Here is a 16,598-nt window from a genome sequence, read left to right on the forward strand (position 1 = left end):
GTAAAAAAGGAGGATGCTATATGGATGATTCTGAACGCATTATTTTAGACGTAAACGGAAAAGAAATTGAAATGCTAGATACAATTCGCACTCATTTTAAAGAGAAACACGGCGTTGAACTAAGTAATGGTGCATTACTTCGTGATTTGATGGATATAGAGTATATTCGAATTACAGAAGATCGACATAAGTATGATTAATGTTGGGCTATAAAAAAAGAAGGTAAGCTTCTCTCCATCAAGATTAGCGTACCTTCTTCCCTATAAAATCAATCAACTTCTAACAAACTCTCCAACTAACCCCTTCGCCTTCTCCAAAGCGTTTTTGATTTGTTCAAACCCTGTCCCACCAGCACTATTACGACGCTTTACAGCCGCATATGGTGAAAGAACTTCATACAAATCTTCTTCAAATAAAGAGCTCATTTCTTGATATGTTTCAAGCGGGACATCTAATAAATAAATTCCTTTTTGTGTGCAATGTAGCACTAACTTCCCAACAATTTCATGAGCTTGACGGAATGGTAGTCCTTTGTTTGCTAAGTAGTCGGCAATTTCTGTTGCGTTGGAGAAATCTTGCGTCACAGCTTGCCCCATTTTTTCTTTGTTTACAGTCATCGTTTCAAGCATGCCCGCCATAATATGAAGGCATCCTTCTACTGTTTTGACTGTATCAAACATTCCTTCTTTATCTTCTTGTAAGTCTTTATTGTAAGCGAGTGGTAATCCTTTCATTACTGTAAGTAAACTGAATAAATTACCGTATACTCTGCCTGTTTTACCACGGATTAGTTCCGCCATATCCGGATTTTTCTTTTGCGGCATAATGCTGCTACCTGTCGCATATTGATCGCTCATTTCAATAAATTGAAACTCTTGGCTACTCCATAAAATAAGTTCTTCACAAAAACGTGATAAGTGCATCATGAGCATAGATGAATTACTTAAAAACTCCAGTATGAAATCACGATCACTTACTGCATCTAAACTATTTTCATAGATTCCATTAAACCCAAGAAGTTCCGCACTATATTCTCGGTCGATCGGGAATGTCGTCCCAGCTAGCGCTCCTGCTCCTAATGGGGAGATATTATTACGCTTTAATGAATCTTCATAACGATTCACATCACGCTCTAACATCCAAAAGTAAGCAAGAATATGATGAGCAAATGAAATCGGCTGGGCACGCTGCAAGTGCGTATAGCCTGGCATAATGGTTTCAATATTATTTTCTGCTTGTTGAACAAGAACAGTTTGCAATTGTTTTGTAGCTTTTATAATATGTTCTACCTTTTCTTTTAAATACAAATGCATATCTGTCGCCACTTGATCGTTACGACTTCGGCCTGTATGAAGTTTCCCTCCTACTTCACCGATTTTTTCAATTAACATCTTTTCAATATTTAAATGAATATCTTCAGCTTCAACCGAAAAATGTAATTTATTTTGTTTCGCTTCTTCTAATAAATATTGAAGACCTATCTTTATTTTCTCTGCCTCTTCTTTCGTAACGATGCCTTGCTTTGCTAGCATCGTTACGTGTGCAATACTCCCGTTTATATCTTGATTTACTAATTGTTGATCGAAGGAGATGGATGCTCCAAACTCTTCAACCCATGCTTCCGCTTCTTCCGTAAATCGTCCGCCCCAAAGTTTGCTCACGCTTCCACCTTCTTTTGATTCACTTGGCTGTATACTTTCGTCGGTAAACCGAATAATGAAATGAATCCAACTGCTGCATCATGATTAAATTCATCTTGAGCAGTATATGTTGCTAATTTTTCATCGTATAAAGAGTATTCAGATTTACGTCCTTCTACAATCGCATGACCTTTAAATAATTTCACACGCACTGTACCTGTTACATTCTTTTGCGTTTCTTGTAAAAATGCATGAAGCGCTTGTTTTAAAGGTGAGAACCATAAACCGTTATAAATAAGTTCTGTTATTTTCTGTTCAATCACTGGTTTAAAATGCGCTACTTCTTTTACGTGTGTTAAATCTTCCAACTCTTTATGCGCAGTGATTAACGTCATTGCTGCTGGGCATTCGTATACTTCACGAGATTTAATACCGACAAGACGATTTTCTACGTGATCAATACGTCCAACGCCGTGTTTTCCAGCAAGCGCATTTAACGTTTTAATTAATTCTGAAAGTGAATATGCAGTACCATTTAAAGTAGTCGGTACGCCTGCTTCAAATCCGATTTCTACAAACTCTGGTTTATTCGGTGTATCTTCTAATGCCAATGTCATCTCATATGCATCTTCTGGCGGCGCTGCCCATGGATCTTCTAAAATTCCACATTCGTTGCTGCGTCCCCATAAGTTTTGATCGATTGAAAACGGGCTATCTAAATTAATCGGAATTGGTACATCGTTTTCTTTTGCATATGCAATTTCTTCTTCACGTGACCATTTCCATTCACGTACAGGCGCAATCACTTCTAAGTAAGGATTTAATGCTTGGATAGAAACTTCAAAACGAACTTGGTCATTTCCTTTCCCTGTACATCCGTGTGCAACTGCAGTTGCGCCTTCTTGTTCTGCGATTTCCACTAATTTCTTCGCAATAAGCGGACGAGATAATGCAGAGACAAGAGGGTATTTCCCTTCGTATAATGTGTGTGCTTGCATCGCCATCAATGCATATTCATTCGCAAATTCTTCTTGGACATCCACCATATATGATTTAATTGCACCAACTGAAAGCGCCTTTTCTTTCACAAACCCTAAGTCTTTTCCTTCCCCTAAGTCTAAACAAAGCGCGATAATATCATAATTCTTCTCTTGTAACCATTTAATTGCAACGGAAGTATCAAGACCTCCGGAATATGCTAATACAACTTTTTTCTTCTCCATTTTGCATCCCCCTAAAGAATAAATATTCATTTTATTTTATAATAATTCACACTTTACCACCTTTCACAAAATGTATCAAGAGTCATTTTCAAATTTTTTCAAACAATTTCGTCGAACTTCTTTCTGTTTTTCTGTACAATATAAGCAGGAAAACGGGGGTGAACTTATGGAAAAGTATTTCTTATACGATGAACATCTAGGAATTGAAATTCCGCATTTACAAGAAGACTGGGAAGAAATCCCCGAAAAAATGCAACATGCTATTTTACTAAGATGGGAACAAGTTCGCGGGAAAATTCCTGATCGTATAAAAGAACTTGAGCACTATATTAATACAAAACAACATTATTTAAATAACGAAGAAGACTTCGAAGTTTCTTGTAAACTAAATTCAGAAATTGCCGATCTTGCTTCCATCATTAATGACCTTTGGCTTTGGTATCGACTCACTCAAAATGTATCTGAGGGGAAAGCACACCAATGAAAAAAGCATGCCCCTCAATTACTTTGGGTCATGCTTTTTTGTCGTAACATGATTTACAATATATTTCTTGTGCTGTTTTCGCCAAACATACATCGAATGGACCAACTAATATACCTCTTTCTTTCGGCAACTTTACAAAAGCAACAAGCTCTTCTTCATATTGAATTTTTTTCTGACATGAAATGCATATTAACTCTTTTCTTTTGAACATGTCTTTTAGCATACCTTCACTCTCCCCTTCATCTATCTATATTAATATACTCTCATAATAGTTAAGATTTGTAAAAAAATGACACATTCCAAATCGAATGATTCATATACTATGTACAAAAGGAGGTCTAAAGCTTATGCGTGCTTTCGTTATTATTGCTTTAACTTTTTTAAGTGTGATTAGTTGGGATGCGTTTTTTAAAGATAAAAATGATGAAAAGAACACAACGGAATAAAACCTTTTTTTCTTACTTATTGGACAAACCGTTATAAACTGTCCAATCCTCCGAAATAACTTAGGCTTTTCTACAAAAATATTTAAACATAACATTTTTTGTAGATTCCCTCCGTTTATTGTCGGTTTCCATCCGCATACATTTTTTAAAAGTATGATATAATAGTATAAATCTTGAAGGAAGGGATTTTGATATCATGATCGCTCGAAGGAGCATGTGGCATCGTATTGACGAATCATACACGTAGCGTATTTTTTAGCTCAGATACTTTAGTCTAGCGAAAAAAATACGAGAGTGGGGAAATTATGATTGCCCGAAGGATAATTTGGCAAAAAAAAGACTCTTCTTACACATAGCGTTTTGTTTAGGACTTAATTGTTACTAACTAAACAAAACAAAGAAGAGCAGGATTGCTAAATGACGAATCCTACTCCACGTTTTGTTTAGTCGTTTTAAGACTTAAACTAAAACGAAGGTAGGGAGAATTGATGGACGAGAGGATTATTCGTTATTTCTTCAGCGACATATAGCGTAGTTAGTTTTTTCGTAAACTAACTGAAAGCTACATGTGAGCTCGTAGTTAGTTTACAACACAAAAAGGACTACTAACTACGGAAAGAAGGAATAACGATGAGGAACATCCAAAGTCGGCAAATTATTAAAGAAATTTTTATGGTTTTAATCGGTTCATTTATTTTAGCAGCAGCGCTATATCACATTCACTTCCAAAACCACTTAACAGAAGGTGGCTTTGTAGGAATTGCACTATTCATTCAAAACTTTTATGATATTTCACCATCTATTTCAACTGTATTAATGGATATCCCAATTATTTTACTGTGTGCTTCATTTTTAGGTAGAAAAATGGTTGGCTACTCATTCTTAGGTTCAATTTCATTCGGAGTATTTTATTCCTTTATGGAAAATTATTCTCCATTTACGGTAGATTTATCAAATAACTTATTTATAGCTGCAGTAGTTGGCGGTGCGTTAGCTGGTATTGGACTCGGTTTTATATTGCGATTTGGCGGTGCAACCGGTGGAGACGATATTTTAACAATTGTATTAAGTAAACGAACTCGTTTTACAATTGGGCAAATTTTCTTCGTCTTTGACGCGATTGTTCTTGCGCTTTCATTATATTATTTAAATTGGACAGAAATTGCTTTTACTATTCTTTCGATTGCCGTACAGGCAAAAACATTGGATTTAATTTATTATCCAAAAACAGAAAAAACAGCAGAAAAGCAGCCAGTATCTGTTCCAATGTCCAAAAAACATGCAACAAATTAAAAAAGCGAAAGGCTTCGGCCTCTCGCTTTTTTTTATGCTCTTTTTTCTTTCTCGACTATATGGCGCACTTGATAAAATCTATTTGCAAATTCAGTAACGTTTCTTGTTAAACGATAATTCACTGTAGATCCAATTGCCATTCCAATTACCGGAATACCTTGGAATAATTTACGACGAAGAGCATAAATCGAAAATGTCTTCAAAATTTGTTTTAACACAACTTCAGTAGAAGCTGTTTGTAACACTGCTTCGTCTCCTTCATAAAAGAACGAATCTTCTTGTTCCAGCTCTTGCAATAAATTGTACCATGCGTATTGCTGAAGTCTTCCTGGTAGTAATGACGCGTGAAACACCTTTAACGCAAGCATCATTTCATATGGCTTGTTCACATCATGTCCAAATGATGTTGCAATAAGTTGGACCGCCTTCACATTTAACGCGATCATAACCGGAAAATCCGCCGTTAATAATAATAAACCTCCAGCACCTGTCGCCCCGCCTTGCACAAATGAATATAGACGATGACGTGCTGTTTGCTGCTCTGCTATGTATGTTAACTGATCAATAGATAATGCTTTCAAATCTTCAAGCTGTTCAATCGATTCATCAAATAATCTCGATGTTCCTAAAATCCGATTACGTGCGTCTAACTGTGCTTGTGAACTTTGAATAAATGCATGCAAATGAAAGAGCCATCCATCTGCTTTCGTGAAGAATTCTTTTCGCTTTTTCTCAGGTAATTTCGCAACTGTAGTATGTAACCATTTATCAAACACTTTTTGAAAATCGGTCGCTTCTTGCTCAACTAATTGCGCTTCCCATTCTTTTATATTGTCTAAAATGGCTTGTTCTCGCTTCGATCGCATCGTAACAACCACCTCGTTCGATTTTTTTCTATTGTAACATATTTCTGCTTATTCTTTACAAATATGCTTGTATATCTCTTTTCACATACCCTTTATGAGTGACATAAAATAATAGCAAAAAGGATGAGATACTTCACATGAATCTATCCAATCTAAAACAAAACTATAAAGCAGTATTCAGCTTAGGACAAAACTGTTGGCCTGCTTGGGCATTATATCAATTAGAATTATCACCATTTTTTGGCGTTATTGATTTTATGCTAAGTCCTTCATTAACGAAAGTAAATTTATTATTACAAAATCGATTTGACCGTTTTTTAAATTTCGAAAATCTATCCTTCATCTCATTTTGGGATGATGATGCCAAATTAAGATTAAGGGACAACCTTTATGAAATTGACTCCTGTCATGACTTTAAAACAGATGTAAACACACCAACTTATTGGCCTTCTTATACAGAAATTAAGTTAAACTATGAACATCGAATTAATCGTTTTCTAACTACAATTGAAACGGCGGAATCCATATTGTTTATTCGAACTGGAGGAACATATGAAGAAGCATGTTCCCTAGAACAAATTTTATCTCAAATCGTTACACATACATTCTCTGTCCTGTTACTAATTCCTGCCGATATACCAACTATCACCCAAGAAGATTGGGGATTACAACGTATTTGCGTTATGAAATGTCCTATTATGGATGTATACCAATACAATGAAGCATTTTGGAAAGACCTATTTGATGGAATTACAGTTAGACCACACACTTAAATACACGATACTTTTATCACACCATACATTATAATCGTCCTTATACAAAACAAATAAGGAGTGATTCTATATGTATCCACGTGCAAAAGCTTTCGGTCTTGCTGTACATCAAGATCGCCTTCTCGTACAAGAATATCATTCAGCCGATGAAACATTTTACCGACCTCTTGGCGGTTCCATTGAACTTGGTGAAAAATCAGCACATACTGTTATTCGGGAGTTTACAGAAGAGCTTCATACGGAGATAGAAATCACCAATTATTTAGGTTGTTTAGAAAATGTCTTTCATCTCGATGGGGACATTGGTCATGAAATCATTCAACTATATTCTTTGCGTTTATTAGACACGTCACTATATGAAATGAAAATATTAAATATACAAGATGAGGAAACAGTAGTGTATGCGAAATGGATTCCTATTACGGCATTCATTCAGAAAGAAAAAATATTATATCCAGATGGAGTTTTAAAATACATCCAAAAGAAAAAAGACGAAATCCTATAGGATCTCGTCTTTCTTTTCATATATTAACCAATATCTCCAAGACGTAGTACGTCACGAGCGATCATAACTTCTTCGTCAGTTGGAATTACGATAATTTTTACTGGAGAGTGTGGGAAGCTGATGAATGCTTCTTCACCGAATACGTTATTACGTTTTGCATCGAAGTATACGCCCATGTACTCAAGGCCTTCTAATACGCGCTCACGAATAATCGCACTGTTTTCACCTACACCAGCTGTGAAGATGATTGCGTCTACACCTTTCATACGAGCAGTGTAAGAACCGATGTATTTGTGGATACGGCTTACGAATACATCAAGTGCTACTTTCGCACGGTGGTCGCCTTCTTCTTCTTTCGCAATGATGTCACGTAGGTCACTAGAGTAACCAGTAAGACCTAACATACCACTCTTCTTGTTTAATACGTTAACTACTTCTTCTACTGTTTGGCCTGTTTTTTCCATGATGTATGGAATTAACGCAGGGTCAAGGTTACCAGAACGTGTACCCATTGTTACACCAGCAAGTGGAGTGAAGCCCATAGAAGTATCGATAGATTTACCGCCCTCTACTGCTGCGATACTTGCACCGTTACCTAAGTGACAAGAAAGTAAGCTTAAGCTTTCAATTGGACGACCTAATAATTCAGCCGCACGCTCAGTTACATATTTATGAGAAGTTCCGTGGAAACCGTATTTACGGATGCCGAATTTTTCATAGTACTCATATGGTAAGCTGTATAGGAATGCAGATTCCGGCATTGTTTGGTGGAATGCTGTATCGAATACTGCTACTGCTGGTACGTTTGGTAATACTTCTTGGAATGCTTTAATACCAACAACGTTTGCTGGGTTATGAAGTGGTGCTAAATCGCTTAATTCTTCGATATCAGCTAATACTTCATCAGTAATTAAAACAGAGTCAGCAAATTTTTCGCCGCCGTGAACGACACGGTGACCGATACCGCCAATCTCATCTAGAGATTTAACGATTCCGTTTTCAGTTAACTTTTTAAGAAGCATATTAACTGCTACTGCGTGATCTGGAATGTTTGTAATTTCTTTTTGTTTTTCGCCATCTACAGTAATAGTGAAGATACTATCTTCTAAACCGATACGTTCTACTAAACCTTTTGTTAATACTGTTTCACTTGGCATTTCAAATAATTGGAATTTTAAGGAAGAGCTTCCTGCGTTAATCGCGATGATTTTTGACATCTAGTCTTTCGCCCCTTTTTCTCTTGGTAGTTGTGTGGATGTTTCCACAAACCGCTCGATTTTATCTGATCAAATTCACCAAATATGAAAACGTTTCATCATTAGCAAATTTTATACTCACGATTTTAATTTAAACATCGTCCGACATATATTTCAAGTGAAAAAATTGTAACACCAAGAAAAAATATATATTACAGATTTCAAAAAAATTCAGTTAAATCTAGTATATATTTAAAAATATGACATATTATATAAAACTGTACTACATGAATCACTAATGCTGTTACATACACCCAGCTTTATTTATGTGTTGCAAACCAAGTATTTAATTGATCCATAATGTTCTCCATCGCCTTCATGTTAGAGAATTTAGGCAACTCCACTAATAACGCCTGTTTTGGCATTGTTACATTAGCGCCTTTCTTTTGGAGAACAAATATACTTTTTGCATTTTTCTCGTTTTTAAACATGGAAACAGGAAGCTGTAATAACCCTTGAATAAAGCATGTTTCTTTAATAAATGCATGTAATTTTGGTGCCTGGTCACTTTCAAAAATGAAGTTTGGTACTAAGAAGAATAAGTACCCGCCCTCTTTCGTATGTTTCACACTTTGTTCAATAAATAAGTGATGAGCATACGACATTCCTTCATCTGCTTTTAATTTATATTCACTGGCACCGATTTCGTTTGGATAGTAACCAATCGGTAAGTCTGAAACGACTGCATCAACTGGATCGATATAAAGTGGTGCTAGTCCATCTTGATGGAAGAATTCGATTGCATGCTTTTGTAAATTTGCATTTACTAAAGCAAGTTTAATTAGCACTTCATCCACTTCTACACCAAATCCACTCATTGTTAGTCCTTCTTTGGCGCTATTAAACACTGTAGTCATTAAATTTCCTGTTCCAATTGCAGGATCTAAAACTGTAATTTCGTTTTGACCTTGCATAAATTTATGGAATAAGTAACTCATGAACATCCCAACTGCATCAGGCGTCATTTCATGATTCGCTTGTACGCCTTCTTTCATTCCTTTTAAGATGGCTAACTGAAATGCTTTACGAATTTCTTCACCTTTATATGTTTCTTCATTAAACGTACTATATTCACGATTCAGCCTTTCAATTGCTGATTCGGATAATTCCTCTTGTAAAATCGCTCCCTCAAACAAGTTATCACCTGTTTCTACAAGCGCCTCTAAATATGTCACATCTAATTCTTTACGTAAAACTACCGCAGAAGAATCAAAAATAGAAAATAATGTTTCCACTGTCTGACTCACGTACATTCCTCCTTCTCTCTTTTACACATAACTTATATCATACCACAAAGTGATTTTTTCCAAAAAGAAAAAGCGACCTCCTGTAAAGAGCTCCCTCTCAAGTTATATATGATATAACGTTTTTTCTCATATATCGGCACCGTTACGCAGCGATATATGAGAAAAAACGACCTCTTTATAAGAGGTCATTTCCTTCACATTACTTTGCAGATTTAGCTGCTTCTAATGCTGCTTCATAGTTTGGATGGCTTGTACCTTCGCCTACGTATTCTACGTAAACTACTTTGTCGTTGCTATCTACTACGAATACTGCACGAGCAAGTAAACGAAGTTCTTTCATTACTAAGCCGTAAGCTTCACCGAATGAAAGGTCACGGTGGTCAGAAAGTGTTACAACATTTTCTAAACCGTTTGCTGCACACCAGCGTTTTTGAGCGAATGGTAAATCAGCGCTAATTGTTAATACTTTTGCGTTTTCAATACCTGCTGCATCTTGGTTAAAACGACGTGTTTGTGCATCACACACACCTGTGTCGATTGAAGGTACAACACTAATTAATTTTACTTCGCCTTTGTATGTTTCTAAACTTACTGGAGATAAGTCGTTTGCTAATACTTGGAAGTTTGGCGCTTGATCGCCAACTTTAACTTCTGTTCCAACTAAAGTCATTGGATTACCTTTAAAAGTTACGTTTGCCACTTGAAAATCCTCCCTTATTTAAACAAAATATGTACAATGTAAATGATAGTTTGTCCCTATCGATAATGCAAATAAAATCGCTTTATTTACAAAAAAATAAAAGAAGCTAACCTATTGATTAGCTTCTTTATTCGTTAAATTTGAAATTCAGGATCATCTTCTTTTCGTTTATCCATCATTTCTTTCACTTTATCAACAGCTTGTGGTGCTAATTCAATTATTTTATCGATGACATGCGTTTGCTTATCTAAATGTAATACTTTCACACCATCTCCATTTATAACAAGAAAGGCAACAGGATTAATAGAAACTCCTCCTCCACTTCCTCCGCCAAATGGATGACGGCCTGAATGCTCTACCCTACCAAATTCACTTCCACCAGCAGCAAATCCGAAACTTACTTTCGAAACAGTAAGAATTACACTTCCATCTGCCGCTTTAATTGGGTCACCAACAATTGTATTTACATCAGTCATTTGTTTTAAATGCTGCATTGCGGTTGTCATTAAACCTTGAATTGGATGGTCCATTCTATATCCCCCCTATGCTTGAACAGATTTTTCTGTCATACCAGATTTTTGCTGCCTCATAAATATGAGCAATTTCACCGCTGTTTTTATAGTACGAAATATACGAAAAGATGCTGTTAACTCGCATCTCGATGCAAATCCTTTCCCTTGAAAAACAGGAGTAATTTCAAATTCTGGTACATCGACAATATGCATATATTGTCCGACAACTCCAGCAGCCATTCCTTTTGTCCCCCATGCATATCCAGTGACAATTCCAGTACTAGCTGCGTCGCCTGCTCCAATTTGCGTATGCCATTTCCAACCATTGATTTTCACTCGTTTGAGAAAATCTTTAACGATAGTATGAACTTTTTGAAGCCTTTTTATCAGTTCTCCAATACTGTCAAGTTGCGCCATAATTTTATTATCTAGTCCGCCGTCCTCTTCAGCTTTTTCGATTTTCTGTCCTGTTTTTTTCTGCTGTTTTTCAATTCTTTCCAATACATCAAATGTATATCGAATCATCCATATTTTCACTTGAAATAAACATTGCTTTTCCATTTCTGAATATAAAAATGTCACCTTAAGCGATATTTTCGACAATAGTATAAGCAAAATAAAAAGGAGAAGAATTATTATTCCAATTACGAGCCACTTCATACGTATCATCCTTTCACTCCGTACCCATTATCGACAACTTTATTCATCATTAAACAGAGTTCCATAAGATTGAATATAAAAATTTTTCTAAAAATAAAAAGGTATTTTGACAATTTGTATCGAAATATATTATTTGAACATATCATCAGGGAACGGACTCTAATGATATGTAGCACGAAAAACAGAAAATTTAACTGCAGTGGAGGGATACATAATGGCAGATCGTCGCAATTTATTTTTCTTTTATGGTGATGACAAAGCAACGCTCGTTGAAAAAATGAAACCAATCTATCGTATTTTAGAAGAGAATGGATTTACCATATTAGATCATCCAAAAAATGCAAACGCTATCGTCAGTGTTGGAGATGATGCAACCTTCTTACAAGCCGTTCGTAAAACTGGTTTTAGGGAAGATTGCTTATACGCAGGGATTTCTACGAAAGATGAAACTTCGTTCTACTGCGATTTCCACATTGATCACGTTGATACAGCCCTTCAAGAAATTACAAAAAATGAAATTGAAGTGCGAAAATATCCAACAATTCAGGTAGATGTAGATCACAGTACATCTTTCCATTGTTTAAATGAGTTCTCATTACGTTCTAGCATTATTAAAACATTCGTTGTAGATGTTCACGTTGATGATTTATATTTCGAAACATTTAGAGGAGACGGTTTAGTAGTTTCTACCCCAACAGGAAGTACTGCTTACAATAAATCATTGCATGGTGCAGTTGTTGACCCACTTATTCCATGTTTCCAAGTAAGCGAACTAGCATCTTTAAACAACAACACTTACCGTACGCTCGGTTCACCGTTCATTTTAAATCACGAACGTACATTAACTTTAAAACTAAGACCAGACGGTAACGATTATCCTGTTATCGGCATGGATAACGAAGCGCTTAGCATTAAACAAGTGGAAAAAGCTGTTGTACGCTTAAGCGATAAACAAATTAAAACAGTTAAATTAAAAAATAATTCGTTCTGGGAAAAAGTACAGAGAACGTTTTTATAGGATTAAAATAACCGCAGAATTATGGAATTCCATAATTCTGCGGTTATTTATTTACCCCGATTGACGCGAACAATAATCTCTTACTATCCGGCCGTTATTCTTGTCAGTTTTTGTCGGTAATTCGATATATTTTAATAATCGCTGATATATTTTTACACATCTTTTCTATAGACAACTCGGCCATCTATTACGGTCATTTCTGCTTGTACTTCTTTTATTTCTTCTGCCTCAATTTCAAAAATATTGTGGTCTAATATTGTAAAGTCTGCTTCATATCCTTTTGTAATTTGCCCTCGTTTCGCTTCTTTTCCGATTGCATAGGCGGCACTCCCTGTTGTAAATAAAGAAACAGCCTCATATACCGTTAATCTTTCCTCAGGCATATAGCATACACCGTCAATAAAACTTCTACGTGTAACAGCGCTATATATGCCTAGAAACGGATTTACTTGTTCAATAGGAGCATCTGAGCCACCATTACAATGTAGTCCTGCTTCCAGTAATGTCTTCCAAGCATACGCATAACGAAGACGGTGTTCTCCCAGTTTTTCAATGACTGATGGAAAATCTGATGAAAGAAAGACTGGCTGTATATCGATAATGGCTTGCAAGTTTTTCATTCTTTCTATCAACTCTTCACGAGCAAGCTGACAATGAATAATACGGTCACGTAACCCTTCTGCTGGTGGATATAATTCGAGTGCATCAATAACATATTCAAGCGACAAGTCACCGATAGTATGAATCGCAACTGGCATATGTAAGTCTCGTGCTTTCTTCACTAATTCTGCAAGTTCTTCACGCGTGAAAATTGCAACCCCATTCGTTTCCTTTGCATCTTCATACGGTTCACTTAATAATGCTGTTCTTCCTCCAAAAGAACCGTCAGAAAAAATTTTCATTGCCCCAAATTCAATATAATGTTCATTTTCATATTCTTTTCGTTCATGTGCTACTTCATGGTGAACGAGCAAATGTGCTTTAAATGGCATTTCTTTTATAACGTGAGAAAACGCATTATATGTTTTTCTAAAACCACCGTAGTAATTTAAATCTTCCGTATGCCCGCCTACAAGTCCATATTTCCAGCAATCTTTAATCGCTGTTTGCAAAGCTCTTTGTAAATACGCTTCATCAATTTCAGGCTGAACATGTTTAATTAATTCTTGTCCTTGTTCATATAAAAGTCCTGTTAACTTATTTGATGAATCCCTACCGATTTTCCCGCCTTTTGGATTTTGCGTCGCTTCTGTTATGTTCGCTTCTTGCAATATGTATGAATTCACCCATGTAACGTGACGACAAACTCGCTTTAATAAAATGGGGTGTTCTTTCGAAATTTCATCTAAATCACGCGCGTGAACATCTTTCGTATCTGTAAAGTTATTTTCATTCCATCCTTCTCCAATAATCCAAGAGCCCTTTGGAGCTTCTTTCACTCGCTTCTGAACAAGAGTAAGCACTTCACCATAAGATGTACAATTTGATAAATCTAGACGGAGTAATCTCTCTCCATGCCCAATAAGATGCATATGGCTATCAACGAGACCTGGGATCATTGTTTTGCCTTTTAAATCGTGCAATGTAACCGCGGCATATTGGTTTTCTAACTCTTCTTTACTTCCAAAATCAACGATCGTACCGTTTTCAATGTAAACAGCGTCCACTTTTTCATTTTCTTCTCTCATTGTGTAAATGGTACCGCCATACCAAATTTCTCCCATATATCCCATCTTCTTTATTTTTTATTGTATAAAAAAAAGCACCATTTCAAAACATGGTGCTTTTCTAAAAATTACTTTTGTTCAGTAGTAGACGTTGTAACTTGCCATTCAATATTAAATTTATCTTTTACTTGTCCGTATGCTGGGCTCCAGAATGTTTCTTGAAGTGGCATGATAACTTCTCCACCTTCTTGTAACTTATCGAATACTTCTTTTGCTTTTTCTGCATTACTAATTTGAATTGCGATTGTTACTTGAGATCCGATTGCATGCCCTTGACCTGGGAATGTATCAGAAATCATAAGATCCGTATTACCAACTTTTAAAGTAGCGTGTAAAACGCGCTCTTTCGCTTCAGCTGGAATCGGGTATTCTGGATTTTCAGGCATGTCACCAAAAGTTTGCATGACTTCTACTTTTGCATCTAAAGCCTCTTTATAAAACTGTACAGCTTCTTGCCCACTACCATCTAAAACTAAGTACGGATTAATACCTAAAATCATACGGACACCTCTTTTTTAAATTTATAAAATCGAACTTGTGTTCGTTTTTATATTATCATTGTTTTGCATTTCATTCAACTATTTACTTCACTGTTTTCAAAATTATTTTGACGGAATCTCCATCTCTTGTTTTCTAAGTTCAATACGGCGAATTTTTCCAGAAATCGTTTTTGGTAGTTCATCTACAAATTCAATTTTGCGAGGGTATTTATATGGTGCAGTGAGTTCTTTGACGTGTTGTTGGAGTGTTGGAATTAATATTTCTTCGTTCTTTTCTATATTCTCTCTTAATACGATAAATGCCTTCACGACACTTCCGCGAATTTCATCAGGACTTGCGACAACCGCACATTCTCTTACGTAAGGATGTTTTACAAGCGCATCCTCTACTTCAAACGGCCCGATTATATAACCAGAGCTAATAATGATATCATCACCGCGCCCTTCAAACCAGAAGTAGCCGTCTTCATCTTTCTTCGCTTTATCACCTGTAATATAATAATCACCGCGGAATTGCATCGCTGTACGCTCATCGTCTTTATAATATTGTTTAAAGAGTGCCGGCGTTTCAATGTGAACTGCAATATCACCAACTTCGCCTACTTTAACTGGAATACCTTCCTCATTTACGATATCGACGTGGTTACCTGGCGTTGGTTTCCCCATTGATCCTGGTCTAATATCCATCCCTTTCATTACACCAACAAGTAGTGTATTTTCCGTTTGCCCATAGCCGTCTCTTACTGTAATATCAAAGTGCTTTTGGAATGTTCCAATGACTTCTCTATTTAACGGCTCACCTGCGGATACAGCGCTATGTAACGCCTCTAAATTGTACTCGCTTAAATCTTCTACCTTTGCCATTAATCTATACTCAGTCGGTGTACAACAAAGCACATTCACCTTATTATCGCCTAATAAATTTAAATACGTTTTCGGTTCAAACTTACCGTTGTATACAAATCCTGTTGCCCCTGAACCGAAAGTTGCTAAAAACGGGCTCCAAATCCACTTTTGCCACCCTGGACTAGCCGTTGCCCATACAACATCATTCTCTTCAATTCCGAGCCAATTTGGGGCGCTTGTACGTAAATGAGCGTATGCCCACGCGTGCGTATGAACGACACCTTTCGGGTTTCCTGTCGTCCCTGACGTGTAAGATAAAAAGACCATATCTTCTTTATCTGTTTTCGCCATTTCTAACATGTCACTTTCTGTTTCTAATGCTGTTTTTAAATTGATCCATCCCTCTACTGACTGCTCGCTCAGGACGAATTTTTGAAGAGATTCCATTGCTTCTATATCATCAAACTGTCCAATGTACGGCTCATAGCTTACTATCGCTTTTACTTCGCCATGTCCAATTCGATATTCGATATCTTTTTTACGCAACATTTCCGAACTTGGAATTACGACAAATCCTGCTTTAATCGCAGCGATATACGTCATGTATGCTTCAATTAAGCGCGGCATCATAATAAGGAGCTTGTCCCCTTTTTGTAAGCCACTTTTTATAAAAGCGTTTCCAATTTTATTTGCACCTTGCATTAATTCAAAATATGTAACTTCTCGTCTATTCCCTTTATCATCTTGCCAAATTAAAGCAAGCTTCTCTTTATCGTCTGTATATTTCTCTATTTCTGAAACTAAATTATAAGATGGTGGTGCCAACAATTCCTCTCTCTTCAGAAACATCCTCCTTTTTCTTTATGCCTCCCTTATATAATAAAGAATTTTCAGTAAATTTT

The 16,598-nt window shown here is 36.3% G+C and carries 18 protein-coding genes; 6 read left to right on the forward strand and 12 right to left on the reverse strand.

Translation table 11 applies throughout. The features are described 5' to 3' along the window. Positions 1–20: 20 nt before the first annotated feature. Positions 21–200, forward strand: a complete 180-nt coding sequence (locus ACQRBL_RS23170; RefSeq protein WP_000342760.1) for a hypothetical protein — start codon at positions 21–23, stop codon at positions 198–200. A 72-nt stretch (positions 201–272) separates the two neighbouring features. On the opposite strand, the gene argH is transcribed toward ACQRBL_RS23170, so the two are convergent. Further along, positions 273–1,661, reverse strand: a complete 1,389-nt coding sequence (gene argH / locus ACQRBL_RS23175) for an argininosuccinate lyase (RefSeq protein ID WP_411995763.1) — start codon at positions 1,659–1,661, stop codon at positions 273–275. Continuing rightward, a complete protein-coding gene (locus tag ACQRBL_RS23180; protein WP_000412336.1) occupies positions 1,658–2,863 on the reverse strand; it encodes an argininosuccinate synthase in 1,206 nt (401 codons plus the stop codon). The genes argH and ACQRBL_RS23180 overlap by 4 nt, the downstream gene beginning before the upstream one ends. Before the next feature lie 166 nt (positions 2,864–3,029). Here ACQRBL_RS23180 and ACQRBL_RS23185 point away from each other — a divergent pair, with 166 nt between their 5' ends. Beyond that, positions 3,030–3,347: a hypothetical protein gene (locus tag ACQRBL_RS23185; protein ID WP_000417221.1), complete on the forward strand. Its 318-nt coding sequence runs from the start codon at positions 3,030–3,032 to the stop codon at positions 3,345–3,347. 28 nt (positions 3,348–3,375) lie between these two features. Here the strand turns inward: ACQRBL_RS23185 and ACQRBL_RS23190 are convergent, their stop codons facing one another. Then, positions 3,376–3,570 (reverse strand): hypothetical protein, encoded by a 195-nt coding sequence (locus tag ACQRBL_RS23190; protein WP_411995762.1) that lies wholly within the window; start codon positions 3,568–3,570, stop codon positions 3,376–3,378. A gap of 853 nt (positions 3,571–4,423) precedes the next feature. Here ACQRBL_RS23190 and ACQRBL_RS23195 point away from each other — a divergent pair. Next, a complete protein-coding gene (locus ACQRBL_RS23195) occupies positions 4,424–5,086 on the forward strand; it encodes a YitT family protein (RefSeq protein ID WP_001244515.1) in 663 nt (220 codons plus the stop codon). Positions 5,087–5,118: 32 nt separating this feature from the next. Here the strand turns inward: ACQRBL_RS23195 and ACQRBL_RS23200 are convergent, their stop codons facing one another. Further along, positions 5,119–5,952 carry an EcsC family protein gene (locus ACQRBL_RS23200; RefSeq protein WP_001256853.1) on the reverse strand — a complete coding sequence of 278 codons (834 nt, stop codon included), beginning with the start codon at positions 5,950–5,952 and terminating at the stop codon, positions 5,119–5,121. Between the two features lie 137 nt (positions 5,953–6,089). Between ACQRBL_RS23200 and ACQRBL_RS23205 the strand changes: the two genes are divergently transcribed. Further along, entirely contained in the window at positions 6,090–6,725 is a 636-nt protein-coding gene (locus ACQRBL_RS23205) for a DUF1796 family putative cysteine peptidase (RefSeq protein WP_078993680.1), read from the forward strand. A 70-nt stretch (positions 6,726–6,795) separates the two neighbouring features. Next, complete coding sequence (locus tag ACQRBL_RS23210; protein ID WP_411995761.1) at positions 6,796–7,230, forward strand: NUDIX hydrolase; 435 nt, start codon at positions 6,796–6,798, stop codon at positions 7,228–7,230. Between the two features lie 23 nt (positions 7,231–7,253). Here the strand turns inward: ACQRBL_RS23210 and ackA are convergent, their stop codons facing one another. The 5 genes from ackA to ACQRBL_RS23235 form a co-directional block, all read right to left on the reverse strand. Then, positions 7,254–8,447 carry an acetate kinase gene (gene ackA, locus ACQRBL_RS23215; RefSeq protein ID WP_000034575.1) on the reverse strand — a complete coding sequence of 398 codons (1,194 nt, stop codon included), beginning with the start codon at positions 8,445–8,447 and terminating at the stop codon, positions 7,254–7,256. A 299-nt stretch (positions 8,448–8,746) separates the two neighbouring features. Next, a complete protein-coding gene (locus tag ACQRBL_RS23220) occupies positions 8,747–9,733 on the reverse strand; it encodes a class I SAM-dependent methyltransferase (RefSeq protein WP_000084363.1) in 987 nt (328 codons plus the stop codon). Positions 9,734–9,932: 199 nt separating this feature from the next. Then, positions 9,933–10,433, reverse strand: coding sequence for a thiol peroxidase (tpx, locus tag ACQRBL_RS23225; RefSeq protein ID WP_000024527.1), 501 nt, complete (start codon positions 10,431–10,433; stop codon positions 9,933–9,935). A gap of 134 nt (positions 10,434–10,567) precedes the next feature. Next, on the reverse strand, positions 10,568–10,963 hold the full coding sequence (gene ytfJ / locus ACQRBL_RS23230) for a GerW family sporulation protein (protein WP_000350007.1): 396 nt from the start codon (positions 10,961–10,963) through the stop codon (positions 10,568–10,570). Between the two features lie 12 nt (positions 10,964–10,975). Beyond that, the gene (locus ACQRBL_RS23235) at positions 10,976–11,614 is read right to left on the reverse strand and encodes a DUF2953 domain-containing protein (RefSeq protein ID WP_002094156.1); all 639 of its coding nucleotides are present in this window, start codon (positions 11,612–11,614) and stop codon (positions 10,976–10,978) included. A 205-nt stretch (positions 11,615–11,819) separates the two neighbouring features. Between ACQRBL_RS23235 and ACQRBL_RS23240 the strand changes: the two genes are divergently transcribed. Next, a complete protein-coding gene (locus ACQRBL_RS23240; protein ID WP_000785186.1) occupies positions 11,820–12,623 on the forward strand; it encodes an NAD kinase in 804 nt (267 codons plus the stop codon). 152 nt (positions 12,624–12,775) lie between these two features. On the opposite strand, the gene ACQRBL_RS23245 is transcribed toward ACQRBL_RS23240, so the two are convergent. From ACQRBL_RS23245 to mbcS, 3 genes are all read right to left on the reverse strand, one after another. Then, the gene (locus tag ACQRBL_RS23245) at positions 12,776–14,347 is read right to left on the reverse strand and encodes an amidohydrolase (RefSeq protein ID WP_411995760.1); all 1,572 of its coding nucleotides are present in this window, start codon (positions 14,345–14,347) and stop codon (positions 12,776–12,778) included. Positions 14,348–14,418: 71 nt separating this feature from the next. Next, positions 14,419–14,850, reverse strand: a complete 432-nt coding sequence (locus ACQRBL_RS23250) for a VOC family protein (RefSeq protein ID WP_000600350.1) — start codon at positions 14,848–14,850, stop codon at positions 14,419–14,421. A gap of 102 nt (positions 14,851–14,952) precedes the next feature. Further along, positions 14,953–16,539, reverse strand: a complete 1,587-nt coding sequence (gene mbcS / locus ACQRBL_RS23255; protein WP_411995780.1) for an acyl-CoA synthetase MbcS — start codon at positions 16,537–16,539, stop codon at positions 14,953–14,955. Positions 16,540–16,598: the final 59 nt, after the last annotated feature.

Origin of the sequence: Bacillus sp. AF62, from assembly GCF_050312695.1 — a bacterium.
GTDB classification, from domain to species: domain Bacteria; phylum Bacillota; class Bacilli; order Bacillales; family Bacillaceae_G; genus Bacillus_A; species Bacillus_A cereus.

Coding starts and splice junctions, on each gene's coding strand:
- ACQRBL_RS23210 (WP_411995761.1), top strand. CDS start 6,796: ATGTATCCACGTGCAAAAGCTTTCGGTCTTGCTGTACATCAAGATCGC.
- ACQRBL_RS23185 (WP_000417221.1), top strand. CDS start 3,030: ATGGAAAAGTATTTCTTATACGATGAACATCTAGGAATTGAAATTCCG.
- ytfJ (WP_000350007.1), bottom strand. CDS start 10,963: ATGGACCATCCAATTCAAGGTTTAATGACAACCGCAATGCAGCATTTA.
- ACQRBL_RS23200 (WP_001256853.1), bottom strand. CDS start 5,952: ATGCGATCGAAGCGAGAACAAGCCATTTTAGACAATATAAAAGAATGG.
- ACQRBL_RS23190 (WP_411995762.1), bottom strand. CDS start 3,570: ATGCTAAAAGACATGTTCAAAAGAAAAGAGTTAATATGCATTTCATGT.
- ACQRBL_RS23245 (WP_411995760.1), bottom strand. CDS start 14,347: ATGGGAGAAATTTGGTATGGCGGTACCATTTACACAATGAGAGAAGAA.
- ackA (WP_000034575.1), bottom strand. CDS start 8,447: ATGTCAAAAATCATCGCGATTAACGCAGGAAGCTCTTCCTTAAAATTC.
- ACQRBL_RS23240 (WP_000785186.1), top strand. CDS start 11,820: ATGGCAGATCGTCGCAATTTATTTTTCTTTTATGGTGATGACAAAGCA.
- ACQRBL_RS23170 (WP_000342760.1), top strand. CDS start 21: ATGGATGATTCTGAACGCATTATTTTAGACGTAAACGGAAAAGAAATT.
- ACQRBL_RS23235 (WP_002094156.1), bottom strand. CDS start 11,614: ATGATACGTATGAAGTGGCTCGTAATTGGAATAATAATTCTTCTCCTT.
- ACQRBL_RS23195 (WP_001244515.1), top strand. CDS start 4,424: ATGAGGAACATCCAAAGTCGGCAAATTATTAAAGAAATTTTTATGGTT.
- ACQRBL_RS23250 (WP_000600350.1), bottom strand. CDS start 14,850: ATGATTTTAGGTATTAATCCGTACTTAGTTTTAGATGGTAGTGGGCAA.
- ACQRBL_RS23180 (WP_000412336.1), bottom strand. CDS start 2,863: ATGGAGAAGAAAAAAGTTGTATTAGCATATTCCGGAGGTCTTGATACT.
- ACQRBL_RS23205 (WP_078993680.1), top strand. CDS start 6,090: ATGAATCTATCCAATCTAAAACAAAACTATAAAGCAGTATTCAGCTTA.